The organism is Bradyrhizobium erythrophlei (genome assembly GCF_900129505.1).
In the GTDB taxonomy this organism is placed as follows: Bacteria; Pseudomonadota; Alphaproteobacteria; order Rhizobiales; family Xanthobacteraceae; genus Bradyrhizobium; species Bradyrhizobium erythrophlei_D.
Map to the genome: position 1 here is coordinate 2,264,198 of NZ_LT670818.1, position 24,651 is coordinate 2,288,848.

Annotated in this window: 20 protein-coding genes; 14 read left to right on the forward strand and 6 right to left on the reverse strand. The window is 63.9% G+C overall.

Translation table 11 applies throughout. The features are described from left to right. Both ccmB and ccmA read right to left on the reverse strand, forming a co-directional pair. Window positions 1-666 (reverse strand): heme exporter protein CcmB, encoded by a 666-nt coding sequence (gene ccmB, locus B5525_RS10735; RefSeq protein WP_079565979.1) that lies wholly within the window; start codon window positions 664-666, stop codon window positions 1-3. Then, complete coding sequence (gene ccmA, locus B5525_RS10740) at window positions 663-1,277, reverse strand: heme ABC exporter ATP-binding protein CcmA (RefSeq protein ID WP_079565980.1); 615 nt, start codon at window positions 1,275-1,277, stop codon at window positions 663-665. The genes ccmB and ccmA overlap by 4 nt, the downstream gene beginning before the upstream one ends. Before the next feature lie 234 nt (window positions 1,278-1,511). On the opposite strand from ccmA, the gene acnA reads away from it, so the two are divergent. The 3 genes from acnA (at window position 1,512) to B5525_RS10755 (ending at window position 6,080) form a co-directional block, all read left to right on the forward strand. Then, on the forward strand, window positions 1,512-4,232 hold the full coding sequence (acnA, locus tag B5525_RS10745) for an aconitate hydratase AcnA (RefSeq protein WP_079565981.1): 2,721 nt from the start codon (window positions 1,512-1,514) through the stop codon (window positions 4,230-4,232). Window positions 4,233-4,389: 157 nt separating this feature from the next. Further along, window positions 4,390-5,154 carry a DUF1223 domain-containing protein gene (locus B5525_RS10750; RefSeq protein WP_079565982.1) on the forward strand — a complete coding sequence of 255 codons (765 nt, stop codon included), beginning with the start codon at window positions 4,390-4,392 and terminating at the stop codon, window positions 5,152-5,154. 554 nt (window positions 5,155-5,708) lie between these two features. Beyond that, window positions 5,709-6,080 carry a DUF2794 domain-containing protein gene (locus B5525_RS10755; protein ID WP_079565983.1) on the forward strand — a complete coding sequence of 124 codons (372 nt, stop codon included), beginning with the start codon at window positions 5,709-5,711 and terminating at the stop codon, window positions 6,078-6,080. Window positions 6,081-6,128: 48 nt separating this feature from the next. Here B5525_RS10755 and B5525_RS10760 read toward each other — a convergent pair whose 3' ends face one another. The 4 genes from B5525_RS10760 to B5525_RS10775 form a co-directional block, all read right to left on the reverse strand. Further along, window positions 6,129-6,659 carry a GNAT family N-acetyltransferase gene (locus tag B5525_RS10760; protein WP_079565984.1) on the reverse strand — a complete coding sequence of 177 codons (531 nt, stop codon included), beginning with the start codon at window positions 6,657-6,659 and terminating at the stop codon, window positions 6,129-6,131. A gap of 85 nt (window positions 6,660-6,744) precedes the next feature. After that, on the reverse strand, window positions 6,745-7,536 hold the full coding sequence (locus tag B5525_RS10765; RefSeq protein ID WP_079565985.1) for a Bax inhibitor-1/YccA family protein: 792 nt from the start codon (window positions 7,534-7,536) through the stop codon (window positions 6,745-6,747). A 298-nt stretch (window positions 7,537-7,834) separates the two neighbouring features. After that, on the reverse strand, window positions 7,835-10,402 hold the full coding sequence (locus B5525_RS10770) for an ABC transporter permease (protein ID WP_154073809.1): 2,568 nt from the start codon (window positions 10,400-10,402) through the stop codon (window positions 7,835-7,837). Window positions 10,403-10,431: 29 nt separating this feature from the next. Then, window positions 10,432-11,166, reverse strand: coding sequence for an ABC transporter ATP-binding protein (locus B5525_RS10775; protein WP_079573204.1), 735 nt, complete (start codon window positions 11,164-11,166; stop codon window positions 10,432-10,434). Window positions 11,167-11,221: 55 nt separating this feature from the next. Here B5525_RS10775 and B5525_RS10780 point away from each other — a divergent pair, with 55 nt between their 5' ends. The 11 genes from B5525_RS10780 (at window position 11,222) to lpdA (ending at window position 24,651) form a co-directional block, all read left to right on the forward strand. Continuing rightward, window positions 11,222-11,869 carry an arylesterase gene (locus B5525_RS10780; RefSeq protein ID WP_079573202.1) on the forward strand — a complete coding sequence of 216 codons (648 nt, stop codon included), beginning with the start codon at window positions 11,222-11,224 and terminating at the stop codon, window positions 11,867-11,869. 180 nt (window positions 11,870-12,049) lie between these two features. Next, window positions 12,050-12,586, forward strand: a complete 537-nt coding sequence (gene thpR / locus B5525_RS10785; RefSeq protein WP_079565987.1) for an RNA 2',3'-cyclic phosphodiesterase — start codon at window positions 12,050-12,052, stop codon at window positions 12,584-12,586. A 244-nt stretch (window positions 12,587-12,830) separates the two neighbouring features. Next, window positions 12,831-14,012, forward strand: a complete 1,182-nt coding sequence (gene zapE / locus B5525_RS10790) for a cell division protein ZapE (protein ID WP_079565988.1) — start codon at window positions 12,831-12,833, stop codon at window positions 14,010-14,012. Window positions 14,013-14,234: 222 nt separating this feature from the next. Continuing rightward, window positions 14,235-15,203 (forward strand): malate dehydrogenase, encoded by a 969-nt coding sequence (gene mdh / locus B5525_RS10795; protein WP_079565989.1) that lies wholly within the window; start codon window positions 14,235-14,237, stop codon window positions 15,201-15,203. 135 nt (window positions 15,204-15,338) lie between these two features. After that, a complete protein-coding gene (sucC, locus tag B5525_RS10800) occupies window positions 15,339-16,535 on the forward strand; it encodes an ADP-forming succinate--CoA ligase subunit beta (protein WP_079565990.1) in 1,197 nt (398 codons plus the stop codon). 3 nt (window positions 16,536-16,538) lie between these two features. Beyond that, window positions 16,539-17,018 carry a DUF1579 family protein gene (locus B5525_RS10805; protein ID WP_079565991.1) on the forward strand — a complete coding sequence of 160 codons (480 nt, stop codon included), beginning with the start codon at window positions 16,539-16,541 and terminating at the stop codon, window positions 17,016-17,018. 37 nt (window positions 17,019-17,055) lie between these two features. Further along, on the forward strand, window positions 17,056-17,940 hold the full coding sequence (sucD, locus tag B5525_RS10810) for a succinate--CoA ligase subunit alpha (protein ID WP_079565992.1): 885 nt from the start codon (window positions 17,056-17,058) through the stop codon (window positions 17,938-17,940). A gap of 135 nt (window positions 17,941-18,075) precedes the next feature. After that, window positions 18,076-21,036 carry a 2-oxoglutarate dehydrogenase E1 component gene (locus tag B5525_RS10815; RefSeq protein WP_079565993.1) on the forward strand — a complete coding sequence of 987 codons (2,961 nt, stop codon included), beginning with the start codon at window positions 18,076-18,078 and terminating at the stop codon, window positions 21,034-21,036. Between the two features lie 119 nt (window positions 21,037-21,155). Further along, entirely contained in the window at window positions 21,156-22,403 is a 1,248-nt protein-coding gene (gene odhB / locus B5525_RS10820; protein ID WP_079565994.1) for a 2-oxoglutarate dehydrogenase complex dihydrolipoyllysine-residue succinyltransferase, read from the forward strand. A 61-nt stretch (window positions 22,404-22,464) separates the two neighbouring features. Continuing rightward, window positions 22,465-23,211: an SDR family oxidoreductase gene (locus tag B5525_RS10825; RefSeq protein ID WP_079565995.1), complete on the forward strand. Its 747-nt coding sequence runs from the start codon at window positions 22,465-22,467 to the stop codon at window positions 23,209-23,211. 36 nt (window positions 23,212-23,247) lie between these two features. Next, window positions 23,248-24,651: a dihydrolipoyl dehydrogenase gene (gene lpdA, locus B5525_RS10830; protein ID WP_079565996.1), complete on the forward strand. Its 1,404-nt coding sequence runs from the start codon at window positions 23,248-23,250 to the stop codon at window positions 24,649-24,651.

Genomic DNA, 24,651 nt, shown 5'->3' on the forward strand with positions numbered 1-24,651 from the left:
TCAATCCAGCCCGTGCCGCAGGCTGGCGGCGGCGGCGAACGGTCCGATGACGAAACTGATCAGCGACAGCGCGCACAGGATCGAAAACGGCGCGCCGAACGACAATCCCGATATCGCGGCCTGCGAGGCGGCGACGCCGAAGATCAGCACCGGTATCGACAGCGGCAGCACCAGCACCGCCAGCAACAGCCCGCCGCGATGCAGGGTCACGGCCAAAGCGGCGCCGATCATTCCGGTGAAGGTCAGCGCCGGTGTTCCCGCCAACAGCGTCAGGGCGACAGCCGACGTCGAGAGCGCATCGAGGTTCAAGAGGAGCCCCAGCACCGGCGTTGCGATCACCAGCGGCAGCCCGGCGGCCAGCCAGTGCGCCAGCGCCTTGGCGGCGCAGGCGAGTTCCAGCGGCGTGCGGCCCATCACGATCAGGTCGAGCGAGCCGTCGTCATGATCGGCGGTGAACAGCCGGTCGAGGGTGAGCAGGCTCGCCAGCAACGCGCCGAGCCAGAGGATCGCCGGTCCGAGCCGCGTCAGCAATGCGAGATCGGGGCCGACCGCGAACGGCATCAGCACCACCACGGTAAGGAAGAACAGGACGCCGATCAGCGCCCCGCCGCCGACTCGCAGCGAGATGGCGATGTCTCGCCGGATTAGCGCGGCAAGCGCGGTCACGACACGCCCCCGATCCGCAATTCGCGCGCGGCAAGGCCCAGCGGCGCGTGGGTGGCGGCGACGATCAGGCCGCCGGTCCTGAGGTGATCGCCCATCAGGCTTGCAAACAGGCTTTGGCCGCCGACATCGAGGGCGTTGGTGGGCTCGTCGAGCAGCCAGATCGGGCGCCGGACGGTCAAAAGCCGGGCGATCGAGAGCCGCCGCCGCTGGCCGGCCGACAGATAGGCCGCCGGCAGGGAAACCGCATGGTCGAGCCCAACCGCCGCAAGGCTCTCCTCGAGCCCTTCCCTGGTGTCGGAGCGCTCGCCGCCGAGAAAATCCCGCCAGAAGGACAGGTTTTCAAGGACGCTCAGCGCAGGCTTCAGCGCGTCGCGGTGCCCGAGATAATGGGCCTGTTCGGGCAGCGTCAGCTCGGCCTCGCCGCCTTCCAGGCCGATCGAACCGCCGGCGATCGCCAGAAGGCCGGCAATCATTCGCAACAACGAGGTCTTTCCCGATCCATTGGCGCCGATGATGGCCAGCGCCTCGCCCGAGGAAGCCTCGAAATCGAGGCCCGAGAACACGTCCCGGCCGCCTCTCACACACGTGACGCCACGTCCCGAGAGCCGCATTTTGCCCTTTCACAGCCCTCTAGAATTGATGGGTACCGCAGCAGAATTTTTGGGTGGCGCAGCGCTGCGGGACGATTGTCGGTGTGGCGGTGCCACCGGAATGATTCTATAAGCCGGAACCTGATGCAGCACACAATCCGCGTCTGCAAGCCATCGGGCCAACGCATGATGCAAGTTTGCTGACGGTGTTTAAATACCCTTGCCGGGTATAACTGACAATTGGGAATTCCTCATATGACCTCGCTCGACAGCTTCAAAAGCCAGAAGACCCTCAAGGTCGGCGGCAAGACCTATGTCTATTACAGCCTGCCCGCCGCCGAGAAGAACGGTCTGAAGGGAATCTCCAAGCTGCCCTATTCGATGAAGGTGCTCTTGGAAAACCTGCTGCGCAACGAAGATGGGCGCACCGTCAAGAAGGAAGACATCGTCGCGGTCTCGAAATGGCTGAGGAAGCGCAAGCTCGAGCATGAAATCGCATTCCGTCCGGCGCGGGTCCTGATGCAGGACTTCACCGGTGTGCCGGCGGTGGTCGATCTCGCGGCGATGCGCAACGCGATGCAGGCGCTCGGCGGCGACGCCGAAAAGATCAATCCGCTGGTGCCGGTCGATCTCGTCATCGACCACTCCGTGATCGTGAACTTCTTCGGCGACAACAAGGCGTTCGGCAAGAACGTGGTCGAGGAATACAAGCAGAACCAGGAACGCTACGAGTTCCTGAAATGGGGCCAGAAGGCGTTTTCGAATTTCTCCGTGGTGCCGCCCGGCACCGGCATCTGCCATCAGGTCAATCTCGAATATCTCGCGCAGACGGTCTGGACCCGCAAGGAGAAGATGACGGTCGGCAAGAAGAAAGGCACCTTCGAGGTCGCCTATCCGGACTCGCTGGTCGGCACCGATTCGCACACCACGATGGTCAACGGCCTCGCCGTGCTCGGCTGGGGTGTCGGCGGCATCGAGGCCGAAGCCTGCATGCTCGGCCAGCCGCTGTCGATGCTGCTGCCGGAAGTGGTCGGCTTCAAGCTCAAGGGCCAGATGAAGGAAGGCGTCACCGCCACCGACCTGGTACTGACGGTCACACAGATGCTGCGCAAGCAGGGCGTGGTCGGAAAATTCGTGGAATTCTACGGTCCCGGCCTCGACTATCTCTCGGTCGCGGACAAGGCGACCATCGGCAACATGGCGCCGGAATATGGCGCGACCTGCGGCTTCTTCCCGGTCGACGCCGAGACCATCGATTATCTCAAGACCTCCGGCCGCAAGTCCGACCGCGTCGCGCTTGTGACCGCCTACGCCAAGGCGCAGGGCCTGTTCCGTACCGCCAAGTCGCCCGATCCGGTCTTCACCGAAAAATTGATCCTCGATCTCGGCGACGTGGTGCCGTCGATGGCCGGACCGAAGCGGCCCGAAGGCCGTGTCGCGCTGCCCGCCGTGGCCGAGGGCTTTTCCGCGGCGATGACGAGCGAGTACAAGAAGGCCGCCGATGCATCGACGCGCTATGCGGTGGAGAACCGCAATTTCGATCTCGGCCATGGCGATGTGGTGATCGCGGCGATCACCTCCTGCACCAACACCTCCAATCCGAGCGTCCTGATCGGTGCCGGACTTCTGGCCCGCAATGCCGCGGCCAAGGGCCTGACCGCAAAGCCCTGGGTGAAAACCTCGCTGGCGCCGGGCAGCCAGGTGGTGGCGGAATATCTTTCCAATTCCGGCCTGCAGCTCGAGCTCGACAAGGTCGGCTTCAACCTGGTCGGTTTCGGCTGCACCACCTGCATCGGCAATTCCGGACCGCTGCCGGAAGATATTTCGAAGTCGATCAACGACAACGGCATCGTTGCTGCCGCCGTGCTGTCGGGTAACCGCAATTTCGAAGGCCGCGTCAGCCCCGATGTGCAGGCCAATTATCTCGCTTCGCCGCCGCTGGTCGTGGCCTATGCGCTGGCGGGAACGGTGACCAAGAATCTGGCCGTCGAGCCGATCGGGACCGGCAAGGACGGCAAGCCGGTGTACCTCAAGGACATCTGGCCGACGACGAAAGAGATCAACGCCTTCATGAAGAAATACGTCACCTCGGCGATCTTCAAGAAGCGCTATGCCGACGTATTCAAGGGCGACACCAACTGGCGCAAGATCAAGACTGTGGAGAGCGAAACCTATCGCTGGAACATGAGTTCGACCTATGTGCAGAACCCGCCTTATTTCGAAGGCATGAAGAAGGAGCCGGATCCGATCGTCGATGTGGTCGATGCGCGGATTCTGGCGATGTTCGGCGACAAGATCACCACCGACCACATCTCGCCGGCCGGCTCGATCAAGCTGACCTCGCCCGCGGGCAAATATCTGTCGGAACATCAGGTGCGTCCGGCCGACTTCAATCAATACGGCACGCGGCGCGGCAATCACGAAATCATGATGCGCGGCACCTTCGCCAATATCCGCATCAAGAATTTCATGCTGAAGGGCGCCGACGGCAATATCCCCGAGGGCGGCCTGACCAAGCACTGGCCCGACGGCGAGCAGATGTCGATCTACGAAGCGGCGATAAAGTATCAGGCCGAGCGGGTGCCGCTGGTGGTCTTCGCCGGCGCCGAATACGGCAATGGCTCGTCGCGGGACTGGGCCGCGAAGGGAACGCGGCTGCTCGGCGTTCGCGCGGTGATCTGCCAGAGTTTCGAGCGCATCCATCGCTCCAACCTCGTCGGTATGGGCGTGCTGCCGCTGACCTTCGAGGACGGCGCCTCCTGGCAGTCGATCGGCCTGAAGGGCGATGAGAAGGTGACGATCCGTGGCTTGCAGGGCGACCTCAAGCCGCGCCAGAAGCTGATCGCGGAGATCGTGTCGGGCGACGGCTCGCTGCAGCGCATTTCGCTGCTATGCCGGATCGATACGCTCGACGAGCTCGATTACTATCGAAACGGCGGCATCCTGCATTATGTGCTGCGCAAACTTGCGGCGTGATGCGGGTTGTGATCCATGGCTCACCGCGAAGTGAGTAGCGGCTCAAGGGGAGGCGGCCTATGAAGGGCCGCCTTCTTGCGTTCGAAGGCCGCCTTCCGGGGGACGGTATCAGGGACCGTAAAAGCGTTAACGGCGTGGGTGGGGTTCGGTTTCCAGCATGACAACGACGATGGCCTATAATCTGATTTCGCGCTGGTCGGGTACGCTTGGCGTCTGCGCGATTGTCGCCATCATCCGTCCGGCCCATGCCGACCCGCGCGCGGTGGTCGAGCTGTTCACATCGCAAGGATGCTCGTCATGCCCGCCCGCCGACAAGATTCTCGGTGAACTCGCCAAGGATCCGTCGGTGATCGCGATGAGCATGCCGATCGATTACTGGGATTATCTTGGCTGGAAGGATACGCTCGCGGATGCGCGGTTCAGCGCCCGCCAGAAGGCGTATTCCCAGGTGCGTGGCGATCGCGAGGTCTACACCCCGCAAGCGGTCGTCAACGGCGAAGTCCATGTGATCGGCAGCGATCGCGCCGGCATCGAGGATGCCATCGACGCCACCAAGAAGACCGTTGGCGTGATGTCGGTACCGGTAACGATGACGCAGTCCGGCAAAGAGATCAACGTTTCGGTCGCTGCCGCCAGCAAGGGGCCGGCGGCGATGCGCGGCGAAGTCTGGATCTGCTCGATCTCGAAATCGGTGCCGATCTCGATCGGGCGGGGCGAGAACGGCGGCCACGAGGTCACCTACCACAATGTGGTGCGCAACCTGCTCAAGGTGGGCGACTGGAACGGAACTGCCGGCAGCTGGACGGTGCCCCTGGAAAATATTTCCCGCGACGGAGTCGATGGCGCGGTGGTCTATGTCCAGGACGGCAGCCGCGACAAGCCCGGCGCGATGCTGGGAGCGGCCATCACTTCGCTGCACTGAGTTCCCGCTTTTGGGTTTTGTCATTCCGGGAGGCGCAGGTCCCCCGGACGTTTAGCGCTCAATCGTGGATGCGGCCTGGCTCGCTCGTTGCGCGCTGGAATGGCGGTCCCATGGGCGACAGCAGATGGCGGCGACAGCAGATCGGCGCAGGCCGGCCGCAACGACACTCCACGAACAAAGCCACCCTGCAAACAAACAAAAAGGACCAACTTTCGTTGGCCCTAATTGAGAATAGTCTCGCTGCGAACAGGCCCGATCCCGACGACCCCGGGGGGCTGGGGGCTGAGGAATCCGGAACCGAAAGGACCGGGCCAACGCAGAATCATCTTGTCGCAATTCAGCAGGGCGGGCCCTTGGCAGAAGTAGGGCGGTATTATGATTCCGCTAACGATCCCGTGACGGCCTGGATGCGCCATCGCACACCCGGTTTTCCGGCCGGCGAGGGGGCCCGGAGCGATCGGCCGGGCGGGAAATCGACGCACCCGTCACCGGCCCCTCTTGCAGCCGCGCGCCGTTGGCGCAATCATGTCGCCCGGATGACAAGGAGGCGCTCCATGAGTTCGATGTCGGAGGAAGCCGATCCAAGCGAGGCCCGCGCAGCGGCGCGCATCGCCGCTGCGGGTCCAGTGCCAAGCGGGGTGACGTTCAATCGTCTCGAGCTCAATCGCATCCTGAATTTGTACGGGCGCATGGTCGCCGACGGTGAATGGCGCGACTATGCCATCGATTTCCTCAGGGAGCGCGCGGTATTCTCGGTGTTCCGCCGCGCTTCGGAAGTGCCGATCTACCGCATCGAAAAAGATCCGCGGCTCGCGCGCAAGCAGGGCATGTACAGCGTGATCTCGGCGAGCGGGCTGATCCTGCGCCGTGGCCACGAACTCGACCGCGTGCTGCTGGTGATCGATCGCAAGCTGGCGGTGGTTTGAGTCGACATCTCGTTATTCCGGACCAGCGCACGGTGCTGATGTGAAGTATCATCCCGTCGGCAGCGTCGTGCCACCGTCGCCGAGGGCAAGCTGCATCATCACGGTGTCGAGCCAGCGGCCAAATTTTAAGCCAACATTGGGGTGGGTCCCGATCATCTGAAACCCGCACTTCGTGTGCACTCCGATCGAGCCGGCGTTGGCGGAATCGCCGATCACCGCGATCATCTGCCGGTAGCCGCGCGCCTCCGATTCCGCAATCAGCCGTTGCAGCAATCGCAGGCCGATGCCCTGCCGGTGGATCGCGGGCTGCAGATAGACCGAATTCTCCACGGTGAAGCGATAGGCCGGCCGCGGCCGGTAGGCGCCCGCATAGGCGTATCCGACCACGCGGCCTTCGAGGAGCGCGACGAAATAGGGAAAGCCGCCGTCCGTCAGCGCGTCAAAGCGCCGCGTCATCTCGGCGAGGTCCGGCGGGATCAGTTCGAACGTTGCGGTGCCGTGGCGGACCGCGTGCTCATAGATCTCGGTGACGAAGGGCAGGTCGGCCGCGGTGGTGGGCCTGATTTCGAGCGAGTGCATGACGGGAAGAGTATTTTCGCTTCGGGCAAAAGAAAAGCCCCGGCCGCAAGGCCAGGGCTCGAATTGTTCCGCTGAAGCTACCTGATCAGTCGCGCTGGCCCAGCAGCTGCAGCAGCAGCGTGAACAGGTTGATGAAGTTCAGATAGAGCGACAGCGCACCGAGGATGGAGGCGCGTTCCGCCACGACGCCGCCCTGCGAGGCGTAGCCGTAGATGTAGTCGTTCTTCAGCCGCTGCGTGTCGTAGGCGGTGAGGCCCGCGAACACCAGCACCCCGATCACCGACACCAGGAACTGCAGCATCGAACTAGCGAGGAAGAGATTGACCAGGCTCGCGATGACGATGCCGATCAGGCCCATGAACAGAAAGGATCCCATCCCGCTCATGTCACGCCTGGTGGTGTAGCCGTAGAGGCTGAGCGCGCCGAAGGTCGCCGCGGTGATGAAGAACACCCGCACGATCGAGGTGTGCGTATACACCAGGAAGATCGAGGACAGCGAAATGCCCATCAGCGCCGAGAACACCCAGAACAGCATCTGGGCCGCGGCCGGCTGCAGCCGGTTGATGCCGGCCGAGATCACGAACACCATCGCGAGCGGCGCGAGCATGAACAGCCACTTCAGCGGACTGAAATACATCGCGTAGCCGAACGAGGTCAGCGAAATATCGCGGAAGTGGTAGGCGGTCGCCGACGGATCGTTGGTCACCGCCGCCATATAGATGCCGAGCGCGGCGAGGCCGGTGATGGCCAGGCCAATGCTCATGTAGTTGTAGATGCGCAGCATGTAGGCGCGCAGACCGGCGTCGACGGTCGCGGCGTCAACGCGCCCGGCGGCCCGGCCGAAAGGAGAAGAATAGTTGCGGTCTAGGTCCGACATGGTCGAATTCCCGTTGGTTGCCCCGGCGGAGCGCAAGGGTTTGCGTCGCCGGTGGTAGAAATCTATCTCAGATACCACCGTTTGCTGACATTAATTTTGCGTCATCAAGCGGCGTCTAACCTGACTGGTATGTGGGAAACTAGCACATTCACCGCAAGCTTCCATGCGCGGCTGAATGTCGCTCCGCAAGCCCAAATCCCGCGGTTAAAGCGGATAACGGGGCCGTGAGTTATGTCCGGTTGCCGGAATTGGAGGTATCGGTCGCCTTAACCAGTTGGCCGCGGCCGGTATAAATTTTTCATAAATTCCGCAGCACGGTCGCGGGCTTCTGGTTCAGGGCCAGCAGCGTGCCCGCGAGCCCCAGTCCGACTGTGACGACCAGCGCCGCCGCGACCACGCCCGCGGCGCTGCCGGCCTGCCAGACGAAGCTCAGCGTCATCAGCCGGGTCACGATCAGCCAGGCCGCGACGGAACCGGCGATCACGCCGAAAACGGCGGTCGCAAAGCCGATCAACAGATATTCGAGCGCATAGGCGCCGAGCAGCCGCGCGCGGGTGGCGCCCAGGGTTTTGAGGATGACCGCGTCATAGACCCGGTGGCGATGGCCGGCGGCAAGCGCGCCGCCCAGCACCAGAATGGCCGAGATCAGGGTCACCGCGCTGGCGCCGCGGATCGCCAGCACCAGATTGGTGACGACGGTGCCGATGGTTTCCAGGGCCTCGCGGACCCGGACACTCGTCACCATCGGAAAGGCGTCGGCCACGGCCTTGATGATCTTCGCGTCCCCGGCGGGGTCCGGATGGATTTCGGTCAATGTCGCGATATGGGTGTGCGGCGCGCCCTTGAAGGCGTTGGGCGAGAACACCAGCACGAAATTGATGCCGAGGCTTTGCCAGTCGACCGTACGCAAATTGCCGATGGTGGCCGGAAGGTCGCGGCCGAGCACATTGACGACGATCTCGTCGCCGATCTTCAGCCCGAGCCCGTCGGCGATCTTCTTCTCCATCGAGACCAGCGGCGGCCCGCTATAATCGGCGCCCCACCACTGGCCATCGACCACCTTGGAGCCCTTCGGGATTTCCCCAGTATAGGTCAGGCCGCGGTCGCTCTGCAGCACCCATTCGCTGTCGGTGGAGGCCTTGAGGTCCTCCGCCTTGACGCCGCGGGCCGAGACGATGCGCCCGCGCAGCATCGGCACGTCCTCGATCGTCGACTCCGGGCCGGCGGTCGCTTTAAGGAAATCGGCGAAGCGGCCGGCGTCACTGGCGGGGATATCGATGAAATAGAACGACGGCGCCCGGTCCGGCAGCGCCGCCAGGAATTGCCGCCGCAGATTGCCGTCGATCTGGGTGATCGTAACCAGCACCGCCAGGCCAAGCCCGAGCGACATCACCACCGACGGTGTCAGCGCGCCGGGCCGGTAAATATTCGAAATCGCCAGCCGCAGCATGGTAAAGCGGCTGCGCGGCAGCCGGCGCGCCAGCGCCATCAGGCCGGCGGCGATGCCGCGCAACAGCGCGAATACCGCGATCGAGGACACCACGAACACGGCTGCGACGCGCTTGTCGTAGGCGAGCCCGATCACGACCGCGATCAGCAGCGCGATCACCACCGCCATCAGCGCGAGATAACGCCAGCGCGGGCGATGCCATTCGCTATCGACCGCCTCGCGGAACAGCGCCGCCACCGGCACGTCGTGCACCCGGCCGAGCGGCCACAATCCGAAGGCAAGCGCGGTCAGAAGCCCATAGATGAAGGACAGGACCAGTTCGTCCGGATGCAGGGCCGGGACCACCGGCAGCGGCAGCAGCTTGCCGAACACGCCGACGATGATGAAGGGCAGCGCGGCGCCCGCGGCCAGCCCGATCACCGAGCCTACTCCTGCGAGCACGACGACTTGGGTGAGATAAATCGTGAAGACGTCGCGGCCGGTGGCGCCGAGGGCCTTGAACGCGGCGATGACGTCACGTCGGCGATCGATGTGGCTCTTGACCGCGTTGGCGACACCGACGCCTCCGACCAACAGCGCGGCGAGGCCGACCAAAGTGAGGAACTGGGTGAATCGGCTGATGGTGCGCTCGAGCTGCGGCGAAGCGTTGGTGCGGCTGCGAATCTCCCAGCCGGCCTCCGGCAACGCCTTTCGCACCTCGTCGATCAGCGCGGTGGCGGCGCGGTCGTCGGTGGCGCTGTCAGGCAGTTTCAGGCGATAGATCCAGCGCACCAGGCTGCCCGGCTGCAGCAGTCCGGTTGCGCGCAGGCCGGCTTCGCCGATCAGGAAGCGCGGACCGAGACCGACGCCGCCGGCGAGCTTGTCCGGCTCGGCGTCGACGACGCTGCGGATCTGGAAATTCGCGCTGCCGACGCTGACGCGGTCGCCGAGCTTGAGATCGAGCCGCGCCAGCAGCGTGGAATCGGCGGCCGCACCGAATGCGCCGTCGCGTTCCGCCAGGAGATCGGCGACCGGCATTTTCGGCTCCAGCGCCAGCTCGCCGAGCATCGGGTAGGCGCCGTCGACCGCCTTGAGTTCGACCAGCGCCAGCCGGCCGTCGCCGGTGCGCGCCATCGCGCGCAACGTCGCCGCGACCGACAGCGCGCCGCGCGAGCGCAGGAAGGCGACTTCATCCGGCTTGGCTTCGCGCTGGATCAGGGAGAAGGCGACGTCGCCTCCGAGCAGCGTGCGGCCTTCGCGCGCCAGGCCCTCGCTGAGGCTGGCCGCGACCGAGCCGACGCCGGCGATCGCCATCACGCCGAGCGCGATGCAGGCGATGAAGACATAGAAGCCGCGCAGGCCGCCGCGCAATTCGCGCAGCGCAAAGCGCAGGGCAAGCAAGGAACTGCGGCCGCCGCGAACGGGTCCGGAAGCCATGGCGCCGTGAATGGGTTCGGAGGCAATCGTCATGAAGCGGCTTTTGGATCCGCGCCTTGGCTATCGATCCGGCCCGAGCGCAGCCGCACCACGCGATCGCAGCGCTGCGCCAGCGAGCTGTCGTGGGTCACCAGCACCAGCGTCATGCCGCGCTCGGCATGTTTGGTGAACAGGAGATCGACGATCTGCTTGCCGGTGGTCTCATCGAGATTGCCGGTGGGCTCGTCCGCGACCAGGATGGCGGGGTCGGGTGCCAGCGCGCGTGCCAGCGCGACGCGCTGCTGCTCGCCGCCGGACAATTGCGTGGGGTAGTGATGCAGACGGTCGCCGAGGCCGACGGAGTTGAGTTCCTCCGCGGCGCGTTTGGCGGCATCGGGATTGCCGGCGAGCTCCAGCGGCACCGCGACATTCTCCAGCGCCGTCATGGTCGGAATCAGATGGAAGGACTGGAACACGATGCCGACCTGGCGGCCGCGAAACCGCGCCAGCGCGTCCTCGTCGAGGGCATTGAAAGGGGTGCCGCTCACCACCACCTCTCCGCTGTCGGGACGCTCCAGTCCCGCCATCACCATCAGAAGCGTGGATTTCCCGGATCCGGACGGCCCGATCAGGCCGATCGCCTCCCCCGGCGCGACGCGCAGGCTGATATCTTTCAGGATATGAACGCGCGCGGCTCCTGAGCCGAGCGAGAGATTGACGTTCGAGATGGAAATGGTGTCCGACTCCAGGCCGGCAAGTGAAGAGGGTTCGATGAGACTGTCCATGGCTCGGTCATATGGCACTTCCGCATACGCGGTCGAGAGGCGGGTGCGGATGTTCGTGCACATACTTGTGTTGGGCATGGTCTTGATGACGGCGGGGGCGGGGTTTGCCCAGGCGCCAGGCGCGGCCGGGGCAAAGCCGATCAAGATCGTCGTATTGGGTGATTCGCTCAGTGCCGGCCTTGGCCTTACGGGTTCCGCGGCATTTCCCGAGCGGCTTCAAAAGACCTTGGAATCCAAGGGTATAGCGGTTGAGATCAGCAATGCCGGGGTGTCGGGCGACACCAGTTCCGGCGGCCGCGACCGGCTCGACTGGTCGGTGCCCGAGGACACCCAGGCCGTGATCCTGGAACTCGGCGCCAACGATGCCCTGCGCGGCACCGATCCCGCGGTGACGAAATCGGCGCTGTCGGATATTCTCGCCCGGCTGAAGGCCCGCGGGATCGCGGTGCTGTTGTGCGGCATGGTGGCGCCGCCGAATTACGGCAGCGACTATTCCGCGCGCTTCAATGCGATCTATCCCGATCTCGCCAAGTCTTTCGGGGTGCCGCTATATCCGTTCTTCCTCGAAGGCGTCGCCGCCGACGCCAAACTCAATCAGGCCGACGGCCTGCATCCGACCGCGGAGGGCGTCGACGTCATCGTCAAGAATATTCTGCCCACGGTACAGGCATTTCTCGGCACGATATCCGGGCAACGCAGTTGAAAGTTGGGCACCACTAACCCTAACGCCGTGTTTTCCCGGGAGCTTTCCGATCTGTTAACGTCGGCTGCTTCGCAGAGTCACATAACTACGCTAGAAATTAGTGATCGGTGATTCGTCACCGGGCTTGTTACAGGGCAGGATCGTTCCAAGGATCATGCCCCAGCATCGGGAGTCACGCTGATGCCGCGTTTGTTCACTGGACTGGAAATTCCGGCCGAGATCGGCCAGACGCTTTCCAATTTGCGGGGTGGCCTTCCCGGCGCCCGCTGGATCGACCCCGAAAATTACCACGTCACCTTGCGCTTCATCGGCGATATCGACGGCGTTGCGGCCAACGAAATCGCCTCGCTGCTGTTTCGGGTCAACCGCAAGCCGTTCGAGGTTGCGGTACAGGGCCTCTCCAGCTTCGGCGGCAAGAAGCCGCGCGCGGTGGTGGCCCAGGTGGTGCCGAGCCGGCCATTGATCGAGTTGCAGGCCGAACTCGAGCGGCTGATGCAGCGCATCGGGCTCGATCCCGAGGGGCGGAAATTCACCCCGCATGTGACGCTGGCGCGGCTGCGCGATGCTTCCAACCAGGACGTCGCCGATTATCTGTCGGTACGCGGCTATTTCCCGACCCGGGTTTTTACGGCCTCGCGCTTCGTGCTGTTCTCGTCGCGGGCCTCCACCGGCGGCGGGCCCTATGTGGTCGAGGATTCCTACGCGCTGAGCGCCTGAGGGAGAGGCAGCCCGGCGTGTTCCGGATGCCGCGCCGTGCACCTGGGTCCGCGCGCCGCGCGGCCTGAGCGCAGGCTCCACGGTGCGCTGCTGATCCGGGGCCTATGGCCGCCGAACTCCATGGGGTCCCGGCTCTGCTGTGCATCGCATAGGACGCCGCGCCGCGTCCGGACCGCGCGACCGCATAGCCGCTGCACCAATTCTTGGCTTGCATTTTCCGTCCTGTTGGGGCCGTAAGGGGGGCATGCTGTCTCCCCCGTCCGCCTCGTTCCGCGCCCATTATCAGTCCCTGGTTTCCTCCGGCGCGATCGAGCCCGACGCCGCGCAGGAAGAGGCCGCCGACGCATTGGCGGAACTCGAGCAGCGGCTCTCGGACTACAAGCCGCTCCGCAAGCAGGGCCTGCTCGGCCGGCTGTTCGGCGACAAGGACGAGCAGCCGCCGCGCGGCCTCTACATCCACGGCGAAGTCGGCCGCGGCAAGACCATGCTGATGGACCTGTTCTTCCAGCACAGTTCGGTCACCCACAAGCGCCGCGCGCATTTTCACGAATTCATGGCCGAGGTGCATGAGCGGATCTACGGCTATCGCCAGAACATGGCGCGCGGCGAGATCGCCGACGCTGACGTGATTGCGCTCACCGCAGCGTCGATCTTCGATGAGGCCTGGCTGCTATGTTTCGACGAATTCCATGTCACCGACATCGCGGATGCGATGATCCTGGGACGGCTGTTCAAGAAGCTGTTCGAACTCGGCACCGTGGTGGCAGCGACCTCCAATGTCGCGCCCGAGGATCTCTACAAGGGCGGGCTGAACCGGGCGCTGTTCCTGCCTTTCATCGCGCAGATCTCCGATCACATGGAGGTGCTGCGGCTCGATGCCCGCACCGATTTCCGGCTGGAGAAGCTTGCCGGGGTGAAAATGTGGCTGGTGCCGGCGGACGCCGCCGCCGCCGCGCTCGACAAGGCCTGGGCCAGGATGACCGGCAACGCCAAATGCAAGCCGCGCGACATTTCGATCAAGGGCCGCATCCTGCACGTGCCGTGCTCGGCGGACGGCGTGGCGCGGTTTCCCTTCGCGGATCTCTGCGAAAAGCCGCTCGCGGCGTCCGACTATTTGAGGCTCGCGCACGACTATCATACCATCATGGTCGACCGCATTCCGGTGATGGACTACGGCGAGCGCAATGCCGCCAAGCGTTTCATCGCGCTGATCGATACGCTCTACGACAACGCCGTGAAGCTGATGGCCTCGGCGGCGGCCGATCCGTTGTCGCTGTATCTGGCCACCGAGGGTCCTGAGGCCAATGAATTCAAGCGGACCTCGTCGCGGCTGATCGAGATGAGTTCGGAGTCCTATCTGGCGCTGCCCCACGGCTGCAAGGACTCCGCCGCCAGCGGGTCGACGACCGGATTGGTCGAGACGTAAGGCGCGACTTCCGGTCATTTCGGGATCGCGGGTGAAACGAGCGAGCCCGGAATCGCCGGGTTTCGAGTTTCATCCATCCCGAAATAGCGAAAGTTGGATGATCGAAATCAAGGCAGGGCTGACAATTGAGCATAGCCTGACTTGAACGGGTCGGTCGAAAGGGATAACCAGCCGTCCAGCTTCTTTTCTACTCCTCCTTGACCTTCAAAGGATAGATTTCCCATGGCGCGCGACAAGATTGCTTTGATTGGCTCCGGCCAGATCGGCGGCACGTTGGCTCACCTTATCGGCTTGAAGGAGCTCGGCGATGTCGTGATGTTCGACATTGCCGAGGGCGTGCCGCAGGGCAAATCGCTCGATATCGCACAATCCTCGCCGGTCGACGGCTTTGACGCGCATTTTACCGGCGCCAATTCCTATGAGGCGCTGGACAACGCCAAGGTCTGCATCGTCACTGCCGGCGTGCCGCGCAAGCCCGGCATGAGCCGCGACGATCTCCTCAGCATCAACCTCAAGGTCATGGAGCAGGTCGGCGCCGGCATCAAGAAATATGCCCCCGACGCCTTCGTGATCTGCATCACCAACCCGCTCGATGCCATGGTCTGGGCGCTGCAGAAGGCCTCCGGCATGCCGCACAAGAAGGTGGTGGGCATGGCCGGCGTGCTGGATTCCTCGCGCTTCCGTTATTTCCTGGCCGACGAATTCAACGTCTCGGTCGAGGACGTTACCGCCTTCGTGCTCGGTGGCCACGGCGACACCATGGTGCCGCTGGTGCGCTATTCCACGGTGGCCGGCATCCCCCTGCCCGATCTAGTCAAGATGGGCTGGACCTCGCAGGCGCGGATCGACGAGATCGTCGACCGTACCCGCAACGGCGGCGCCGAGATCGTCAACCTCTTGAAAACCGGTTCGGCGTTCTATGCGCCGGCTGCTTCGGCGATCGCGATGGCCGAGAGCTATCTCAAGGACAAGAAGCGCGTGGTGCCCTGCGCCGCCTACCTCAATGGCGAATACGGCGTGAAGGACATGTATGTCGGCGTGCCCGTCGTGATCGGATCGAAGGGTGTCGAGCGCATTGTCGAGATCGAACTGGCCGGCAAGGACCGTGAAGCCTTCGACAAGTCGGTCGGCGCCGTGCAGGGCCTGGTCGACGCCTGCAAGAAGATCGCGCCCGACCTCCTCGGCCGCTGATTCTGCTCGATTTTCGGGGCTCCCTGTTCGGAGGGCTCCGAAGCGGTTTGAATTGATCTGTGGTATATGGTATGCCAGCCGCAAAACTGATGTGAATTTCAAAATTCACCGCACGAGGGTTCGGGGAACGTCCAGATGAATATCCATGAATACCAGGCCAAGGCGCTACTGCACGAATTCGGCGTGCCGATCTCGAAGGGCATGCCGGTGCTGCGGCCTGCCGATTCCGACGCGGCGGCGAAAACGCTTCCCGGCCCGATCTGGGTGGTGAAGAGCCAGATCCATGCCGGCGGCCGCGGCAAGGGCAAGTTCAAGGAAGCGTCCGCCGGCGACAAAGGCGGCGTGCGCATCGCCAAGTCGGTCGCCGAGGTCAACGACTACGTCAAGCAGATGCTGGGCGCGACGCTGGTCACGGTGCAGACCGGACCGCACGGCAAGCAGGTCAACCGGATCTACATCGAGGAAGGCTCGGACATCGACAAGGAGTTCTACCTTTCGATCCTGGTCGATCGCGAGACCTCCGAAGTGGCGTTCGTGGTCTCCACCGAAGGCGGCGTCAATATCGAGGACGTCGCTCATTCGACGCCGGAAAAGATCATAACCTTCTCGGTCGATCCGGCGACCGGCATCATGGCGCATCACGGCCGCACCGTTGCGAAGGCGCTGAAGCTCACCGGCGATCTCGCCAAGCAGGCGGAAAAGCTGGTGGCGCAGCTCTATAACGCTTTCGTCGCCAAGGACATGGCGATGCTGGAGATCAATCCGCTGGTCGTCACCAAGCAGGGCCAGTTGCGAGTGCTCGACGCCAAGGTGTCGTTCGACGACAACGCGCTGTTCCGTCACCCCGAAATCATCACGCTGCGCGACGAGACCGAGGAAGATGCCAAGGAGATCGAGGCGTCGAAATACGAATTGAACTACGTGGCGCTGGACGGTACCATCGGCTGCATGGTCAACGGCGCCGGCCTCGCCATGGCGACCATGGACATCATCAAGCTCTACGGCATGGCGCCGGCGAACTTCCTCGATGTCGGCGGCAGCGCCGATAAGGCCAAGGTGACTGCGGCCTTCAAGATCATCACCGCCGATCCCAACGTGAAAGGTATCCTGGTCAACATCTTCGGCGGCATCATGAAATGCGATGTCATCGCCGAGGGCGTGGTCGCCGCTGTGAAGGAAGCCGGCCTGAAAGTGCCCCTGGTGGTGCGGCTCGAGGGCACCAATGTCGAAGCTGGCAAGAAGATCATCCGCGAGAGCGGCCTCAACGTGCTGCCGGCCGACAATCTCGACGACGCCGCACAGAAAATCGTCAAGGCCGTCAAGGGAGGCTAGGCCATGCCCGAGGACCATCTCGCCGCACCGACACCGCTTGAGGAGCACCGCAAGCTCGCAGCGTTCGCGGGCGAGTGGAGCGGTGACGAAGTGGTGTATCCCTCGCGCTGGAACCAAGGCGGGCCCGCCACCTCGCACGTCGTGGCCCGCATCGACCTCAACGGCTTTTACCTGATCCAGGACACCCGACAGACCCGCAACGGCAAGGAAAGCTTCGCCACCCACGGCGTCTTCACCTATGACCGCGAGGATCGGCTCTACAAACTGTTCTGGCACGACTCGCTCGGCTATTACCCGCCGTCGCCGGCCTCCGGCGGCTGGAGCGGCAAATCATTGATCCTGGTGCGCGGCTCGCTGCGCGGCAATGCGCGCCATGTCTACGAAGTCATCGACGAAAACAACTATTCCATGAAAATCCAGTTTTCGCCCGACGCGGAAGGGTGGGCCGACGTGCTCACCGGCGTCTACCGGCGGATCCACTGACCCCCCGACCTACCGTCTCGCGAAAGCAGCCCCAACCATGTCCATCCTGATCGGCAAGAATACCAAAGTCATCTGCCAGGGTTTTACCGGCAAGAACGGCACGTTCCATTCGGAAGCTGCGATCGCCTATGGCACCAAGATGGTCGGGGGCACGTCGCCCGGCAAAGGCGGCTCAACCCATCTCGGGCTGCCGGTGTTCGACACCGTGACGGAGGCGCGCGACAAGACCGGCGCCGACGCATCCGTGATCTACGTGCCGCCGCCGGGGGCTGCGGACGCGATCTGCGAAGCCATCGATGCCGAAATCCCGCTGATCGTTTGCATCACCGAGGGCATCCCGGTGCTCGACATGGTGCGGGTGAAGCGCTCGCTCTCGGGCTCCAAGTCGCGGCTGATCGGGCCGAACTGCCCGGGCGTGATGACGGCGGGCGAATGCAAGATCGGCATCATGCCGGCGAACATCTTCAGGCCCGGCAATGTCGGCATCGTCTCGCGGTCGGGCACGCTGACCTATGAGGCGGTGTTCCAGACCTCCCAGGAGGGCCTCGGCCAGACCACCGCGGTCGGCATCGGCGGCGACCCGGTCAAGGGCACCGAATTCATCGACGTACTGGAAATGTTTCTGGCCGACCCCAAGACCACCTCGATCGTCATGATCGGCGAAATCGGCGGTTCGGCCGAGGAAGATGCCGCCCAATTCCTCAAGGACGAAGCCAAGCGCGGCCGCAAGAAGCCGATGGTCGGCTTTATCGCCGGCGTCACCGCCCCTCCCGGCCGCCGCATGGGTCATGCCGGCGCGATCATTTCCGGCGGCAAGGGCGACGCCGGCTCCAAGACCGCGGCAATGGAATCGGCAGGAATCACCGTCTCGCCGTCGCCGGCCCGGCTCGGACATACCCTTGCCGAAAAATTGAAAGGCTAATTCATTCTTTGGTTCTTTTCGGGGCGCGGTTTCACCCCAAATAGGGTAAAAGGCCTCCTATCACGCTGATCCGGTAGCCGGATCGGGTGTTGCGCCGTTTTCTATGCGCCATTCGAAATCGCCAGGACGTTAATCATGTCTCGCCAAGACGCGAACGCCGCCTTCGCCCTCTCGTCATTTTTGCAGGGCACAAACGCCACCTATATCGACGAGATCTACGCCCGCTACGAAAAAGACCCGGCTTCCCTCGATCCCGAGTGGCAAGATTTCTTCAAAAGCCTGAAGGACACCCCGGCCGACGTCCGCAAGAACGCCGAGGGGCCGTCCTGGGGCCGCGACAACTGGCCGCTGACGCCGAGCGACGACCTGACCTCGGCGCTCGACGGTAACTGGGCCGAAGTCGAAAAGTCCGTCGGCACCAAGATCGCGGCCAAGGCGCAGGTCAAGGGTGGTGCCGAGCTGACCGCAGCCGACATCCATCAGGCGACGCGCGATTCCGTGCGCGCCTTGATGCTGATCCGGGCCTACCGCATGCGCGGCCACTTCCACGCCAAGCTCGATCCGCTTGGGATCGAGCCGGCGCGCAATCGCGAGGAGCTCGATCCCCGCTCCTACGGCTTCGTCGAGAGCGATTTCGACCGCAAGATCTTCCTCGATCACGTGCTTGGTCTTGAATATGGCAGCTTGCGCGAGATCGTTGCGATCTGCGAGCGCACCTACTGCCAGACCCTCGGCGTCGAGTTCATGCATATCAGCAACGCCGCGCAGAAGGCCTGGATCCAGGAGCGCATCGAGGGGCCGGACAAGGAAATCAGTTTCACCCGCGAGGGCCGGCGCGCCATCCTGATGAAACTGATCGAGGCCGAAGGCTTCGAGAAATTCTGCGATGTCAAATTCACCGGCACCAAGCGGTTCGGTCTGGATGGCGGCGAATCGCTGATTCCGGCGCTCGAGCAGATCATAAAGCGTGGCGGCAATCTCGGGGTAAAGGAAATCGTCGTCGGCATGCCGCATCGCGGCCGCCTCAACGTGCTGACGCAGGTGATGGGCAAGCCGCACCGCGCGCTGTTCCATGAATTCAAGGGCGGCTCGGTCAACCCCGACGCGGTCGAGGGTTCCGGCGACGTCAAATATCATCTCGGCGCCTCGTCGGACCGCGAGTTCGACAACAACCGCATCCATCTGTCGCTTACGGCCAACCCGTCACATCTGGAAATCGTCGATCCCGTGGTGCTTGGCAAGGTGCGCGCCAAGCAGGATCAGCATGGCGATCCGCCGGACCAGCGCATCTCGGTGCTGCCGCTGTTGATGCACGGCGACGCCGCATTCGCGGGGCAGGGCGTGGTTGCCGAATGCTTCGGCCTGTCCGACCTGAAAGGCTATCGCACCGGCGGCTCGCTGCATTTCATCGTCAACAACCAGATCGGCTTCACCACCTATCCGCGCTACTCGCGCTCCTCGCCCTATCCGTCCGACGTGGCGAAGATGATCGATGCGCCGATCTTCCACGTCAACGGCGACGATCCGGAAGCCGTGGTGTTCGCGGCCAAGGTCGCGATCGAATTCCGGCAGAAATTCCACAAGCCGGTCGTGATCGACATGTTCTGCTACCGCAGGCATGGCCATAACGAGGGCGACGAGCCGGCATTCACCCAGCCGGTGATGTACAAGCGGATCGCGTCGCATCCGAGCACGCTGGAGATCTATTCCAAGCGGCTGGTCGCCGAAGGCGTGATGACCGAAGGCGAGGTCGAGAAGGCCAAGGCCGACTGGCGCACCCGGCTCGACGCCGAACTCGAGGCAGGGTCCGGCTACAAGCCCAACAAGGCCGATTGGCTCGACGGCAAATGGGCCGGCTTCAAGTCGGCGGACCAGGAGGAGGACGCCCGCCGCGGCGTCACCGGCGTCGATGTCGCCGTGCTCAGGGATATCGGCCGCAAGATCACCAAGGTGCCGGATGGCTTCCGCGCTCACCGCACCATCCAGCGGTTCCTGGAGAACCGGGTGAAAGCGATCGACACGGGCGTCGGCATCGACTGGGCGACCGGCGAGGCGCTGGCGTTCTGTACGCTGTTGCAGGAAGGCCATCACGTCCGGCTGTCGGGCCAGGATTCCGAGCGCGGCACCTTCTCGCAGCGGCACTCGGTCCTGATCGATCAGGAAGACGAGAGCCGCTACACGCCGTTCAATCATATTGGCGGCGACCAGGGCCATTACGAAGTCATCAACTCGCTGCTGTCGGAAGAGGCCGTGCTTGGTTTCGAATACGGCTATTCGCTGGCGGAGCCGAATGCGCTGACGATCTGGGAAGCCCAGTTCGGCGATTTCGCCAACGGCGCGCAGGTGCTGTTCGACCAGTTCATCTCGTCGGGCGAGCGCAAATGGCTGCGCATGTCCGGTCTCGTCTGCATGCTGCCGCATGGCTATGAAGGGCAGGGGCCGGAGCATTCCTCCGCGCGTCTCGAACGCTTCCTGCAGATGTGCGCCGAAGACAACATGCAGGTGGTCTATGCCACCACGCCCGCCAACTTCTTCCACGTGCTGCGGCGTCAATTGCATCGCGAGATCCGCAAGCCGTTGATCCTGATGACGCCGAAATCGCTGCTGCGCCACAAGCGCGCGGTCTCGCGGCTCGACGAAATGGGTTCGGGGACCACCTTCCACCGCATTCTCTACGATGATGCGGCGATGCTGCCGGACGAAAAGATCAAGCTGGTGGCGGACAACAAGATCCGCCGCGTCGTGCTGTGCTCGGGCAAAGTCTATTACGACCTTTACGAGGAGCGCGAGAAGCGCGGCATCGACGACATCTACCTGATGCGCGTCGAGCAACTCTATCCGGTGCCGTTGAAGGCGCTGGTGCAGGAGCTTGGACGGTTCAAGGGCGCCGAGGTCCTGTGGTGCCAGGAAGAGCCGCGCAACATGGGCGCCTGGCACTTCATCGAGCCCTATCTCGAATGGGTGCTGAACCAGATCCATGCGCCGAACAGGCGCCCGCGGTACGCCGGACGCGCCGCGTCGGCTGCGACCGCGACCGGTTTGATGTCGAAGCATCTGGCGCAGCTCAAGGCGCTGCTCGACGAGGCGCTGGGCTAGCCATTCATGATCCGGATGCCCCCGCGAAAGCGGGGCATTCGCCTTCTTTCTCGATGACCGATTTTTGAGGCGCCGATGGCCGGGACTAGCCGGTCTATGACGCAAGAGGAAACAAGCCAATGACTGAAATTCGCGTTCCGACGCTCGGCGAATCCGTGACCGAGGCCACCATCGGCCGCTGGTTCAAGAAGGCCGGCGATGCCGTGGCCGTGGACGAGCCCCTGGTCGAGCTCGAGACCGACAAGGTCACCATTGAGGTCCCGGCGCCGTCCGCCGGCGTGCTCGGCGAGATCAGCGCCAAGGACGGCGAAACCGTCGCGGTCGGTGCGCTGCTCGGCCAGATCAATGATGGCGCGGCGGGAGCCGCCGCCAAGCCGGCTGCGGCGCCTGCGAAGGCCGCCGCACCGGCGGCCGCTGCCGCCGCGCCCGCTGCTGCGGCGGTTGCGTCAAGAACTCCCCCGGCCGACGCGCCGCTGGCGCCATCGGTGCGCAAGATCTCCGCCGAAAGCGGCATCGATGCCGCCACCGTCCCCGGTTCCGGCAAGGATGGGCGGGTGACGAAAGGCGACATGCTGGCCGCGATCGAGAAGGCGGCCTCGGCGCCGACGCCGGTCAACCTGCCCGCCGCCGCGGTGCAGGTGCGGGCGCCCTCGCCCGCCGACGATGCGGCGCGTGAAGAGCGCGTGAAGATGACGCGGCTGCGCCAGACCATCGCGCGGCGCCTGAAGGAAGTGCAGAACACCGCCGCGATGCTGACGACCTTCAACGAGGTCGACATGGGCCACATCATGGCGATGCGCACCCAGTACAAGGACGTGTTCGAAAAGAAGCACGGCTCCAAACTGGGATTTATGGGCTTCTTCACCAAGGCCTGCGTGCAGGCGCTGAAGGACATCCCGGCCGTCAACGCCGAGATCGACGGCACCGATCTGATCTACAAGAATTATTATCACATCGGCGTCGCGGTCGGCACCGACAAGGGCCTGGTGGTGCCGGTGGTGCGCGACTGCGACCACAAGTCGATTGCCGAGATCGAAAAGTCGATCGCCGATTACGGCCGCCGCGCCCGCGACGGTCAGCTCAAGATCGACGAGATGCAGGGCGGCACCTTCACCATCACCAATGGCGGCATCTATGGTTCGCTGATGTCGACGCCGATCCTGAACGCGCCGCAGTCCGCCATTCTCGGCATGCACAAGATCCAGGATCGCCCGATGGCGATCGGCGGCAAGATCGAGATCCGCCCGATGATGTATCTGGCGCTGTCCTACGATCACCGCGTCATCGACGGCAAGGAAGCGGTCACCTTCCTGGTGCGGGTCAAGGAAAACCTGGAAGATCCGGCGCGGCTGGTGCTGGATCTCTGATCGGCGTTCTCATTTTATCGTTGGCCGCGATGGCGTGCGTTTGGTTTTTCGGGGGCTAGTCTTGACGGACAAAGTTGCGATCATCACCGGCGGCAGCCGCGGCATCGGCCGCGCCACCGCTATCGCCGCGGCGGCGCACGGGTTTCGAATCGTGGTCGGCTACGCCAGCAATGAGGCCGCGGCCCGGAGCGTGGTCTCCGCCATCGAGGCCAGCAACGGCAAGGCGATCGCGGTGAAATGCGACGTCGGCGACGAGCACGATATCCTGGCGCTGTTCAAGGCCGCCGACAAATTCGGCACGTTGGGCGCGCTGATCAACAATGCCGGCATCGTCGGGCCGACGTCGCGGGTGGACGAGATGTCCGCCGAACGCATCCAGCGCATGATGGCGGTCAACGTCACCGGCAGCATGCTGTGCGCGCGCGAGGCGGTGAAGCGGATGTCGACGCGCCACGGCGGCAAGGGCGGCGTCATCGTCAATTTGTCGTCGGTGGCCGCCAAGCTCGGTTCACCCAACACCTATGTCGATTATGCGGCCTCCAAGGGGGCGATCGATTCCTTCACCATCGGCCTCGGCTACGAGGTCGCCGGCGAGGGCATTCGCGTCGCCGCGATCCGGCCCGGGCTGATCGATACCGAAATTCATGCTAGCGGCGGCGAGCCCGACCGCGCCCACCGTCTCGCGCATGCGGTCCCGATGAAGCGCGTCGGCACCGCCGGAGAGATCGCCAACGCCATCGTCTGGCTGATGTCGGACGACGCGTCCTACGTGACCAGCGCCATCCTTGATGTATCGGGCGGTCGCTAATACCTGTCACAGCCTCAAGCTACGGGACTTCCCATCATGGCCACTTACGATCTCGTTATCATCGGTACCGGTCCCGGCGGATATGTCTGCGCGGTGCGCGCGGCGCAGCTCGGCATGAGGGTCGCGGTGGTCGAGAAGGATGCGACGCTTGGCGGCACCTGCCTCAATGTCGGGTGCATGCCCTCGAAGGCGCTGCTCTACGCTTCCGAAATGTTCGAGGAAGCCGGCCATAGTTTCGCGAAAATGGGCGTCAGCGTTTCCGCCCCGAAGCTCGATCTGCCCGCGATGATGAACTTCAAGCAGCAGGGCATCGACGGCAACGTCAAGGGCGTCGAGTTCCTGATGAAGAAGAACAAGATCGACGTCATCCATGGCAAGGGCAAGATACTCGGCACCGGCAAGGTCGAGGTCACCGGCAATGACGGCAAGACCCAAATGGTGGAGACCAAGAACATCGTCATCGCCACCGGCTCCGACATCGCGCGGCTGAAGGGCATCGAGATCGACGAGAAGCGCATCGTGTCGTCGACCGGCGCGATTGCGCTCGACAAGGTGCCGGAAAAACTCTTGATCGTCGGCGCCGGCGTGATCGGGCTCGAGCTCGGCTCGGTGTGGCACCGTCTCGGCGCGCAGGTCATCGTGGTGGAATTTCTCGACCGTATCTTGCCGGGGATGGATGGCGAGGTCGCCAAGCAATTCCAGCGCCTCCTTGAAAAGCAGGGCTTTGCGTTCAAGCTCGGCGCCAAGGTCACCGGCGTCGACACCTCAGGCAAGACGCTGTTAGCGCAGGTCGAGCCCGCCGCGGGCGGCAAGGCGGAAACGCTGGAGGCCGACGTGGTGCTGGTGGCGATCGGCCGCGTTCCCTACACCGAGGGTCTCGGTCTGAAGGAAGCCGGAGTTGCGCTCGACAATCGCGGCCGGGTGCAGATCGACCAGCATTTCGCGACCACCCTGAAGGGCGTCTACGCCATCGGTGACGTCGTCGCGGGCCCGATGCTCGCCCACAAGGCCGAGGACGAGGGCGTTGCGGTCGCGGAAATTCTCGCCGGCCAGGCCGGCCATGTGAACTACGATGTTATACCAGGGGTCGTGTATACCACGCCGGAAGTATCGTCGGTCGGCAAGACCGAGGACGAACTGAAGCAGGCGGGCGTCGCCTACACCGTCGGAAAATTCCCTTTCACCGCCAACGGCCGGTCCAAGGTCAACCAGACCACCGAAGGTTTCGTGAAGATTCTCGCAGATGCGAAAACCGATCGGGTGCTCGGCGTGCATATCGTCGGCCGGGAAGCCGGCGAAATGATCCACGAAGCCTGCGTATTGATGGAGTTTGGCGGTTCCGCCGAGGATCTGGCGCGCACCTGCCACGCCCATCCGACCCGATCGGAAGCCGTCAAGGAAGCGGCGCTTGCAGTCGGCAAGCGCGCGATCCATATGTGA

What these genes read in the sequence shown, in the direction of transcription:
- ccmA (WP_079565980.1), bottom strand. Translation starts at nt 1,277, where the DNA reads ATGCGGCTCTCGGGACGTGGCGTCACGTGTGTGAGAGGCGGCCGGGAC.
- acnA (WP_079565981.1), top strand. Translation starts at nt 1,512, where the DNA reads ATGACCTCGCTCGACAGCTTCAAAAGCCAGAAGACCCTCAAGGTCGGC.
- B5525_RS10750 (WP_079565982.1), top strand. Translation starts at nt 4,390, where the DNA reads ATGACAACGACGATGGCCTATAATCTGATTTCGCGCTGGTCGGGTACG.
- B5525_RS10755 (WP_079565983.1), top strand. Translation starts at nt 5,709, where the DNA reads ATGAGTTCGATGTCGGAGGAAGCCGATCCAAGCGAGGCCCGCGCAGCG.
- B5525_RS10760 (WP_079565984.1), bottom strand. Translation starts at nt 6,659, where the DNA reads ATGCACTCGCTCGAAATCAGGCCCACCACCGCGGCCGACCTGCCCTTC.
- B5525_RS10765 (WP_079565985.1), bottom strand. Translation starts at nt 7,536, where the DNA reads ATGTCGGACCTAGACCGCAACTATTCTTCTCCTTTCGGCCGGGCCGCC.
- B5525_RS10770 (WP_154073809.1), bottom strand. Translation starts at nt 10,402, where the DNA reads ATGGCTTCCGGACCCGTTCGCGGCGGCCGCAGTTCCTTGCTTGCCCTG.
- B5525_RS10775 (WP_079573204.1), bottom strand. Translation starts at nt 11,166, where the DNA reads ATGGACAGTCTCATCGAACCCTCTTCACTTGCCGGCCTGGAGTCGGAC.
- thpR (WP_079565987.1), top strand. Translation starts at nt 12,050, where the DNA reads ATGCCGCGTTTGTTCACTGGACTGGAAATTCCGGCCGAGATCGGCCAG.
- zapE (WP_079565988.1), top strand. Translation starts at nt 12,831, where the DNA reads ATGCTGTCTCCCCCGTCCGCCTCGTTCCGCGCCCATTATCAGTCCCTG.
- mdh (WP_079565989.1), top strand. Translation starts at nt 14,235, where the DNA reads ATGGCGCGCGACAAGATTGCTTTGATTGGCTCCGGCCAGATCGGCGGC.
- sucC (WP_079565990.1), top strand. Translation starts at nt 15,339, where the DNA reads ATGAATATCCATGAATACCAGGCCAAGGCGCTACTGCACGAATTCGGC.
- B5525_RS10805 (WP_079565991.1), top strand. Translation starts at nt 16,539, where the DNA reads ATGCCCGAGGACCATCTCGCCGCACCGACACCGCTTGAGGAGCACCGC.
- sucD (WP_079565992.1), top strand. Translation starts at nt 17,056, where the DNA reads ATGTCCATCCTGATCGGCAAGAATACCAAAGTCATCTGCCAGGGTTTT.
- B5525_RS10815 (WP_079565993.1), top strand. Translation starts at nt 18,076, where the DNA reads ATGTCTCGCCAAGACGCGAACGCCGCCTTCGCCCTCTCGTCATTTTTG.
- odhB (WP_079565994.1), top strand. Translation starts at nt 21,156, where the DNA reads ATGACTGAAATTCGCGTTCCGACGCTCGGCGAATCCGTGACCGAGGCC.
- lpdA (WP_079565996.1), top strand. Translation starts at nt 23,248, where the DNA reads ATGGCCACTTACGATCTCGTTATCATCGGTACCGGTCCCGGCGGATAT.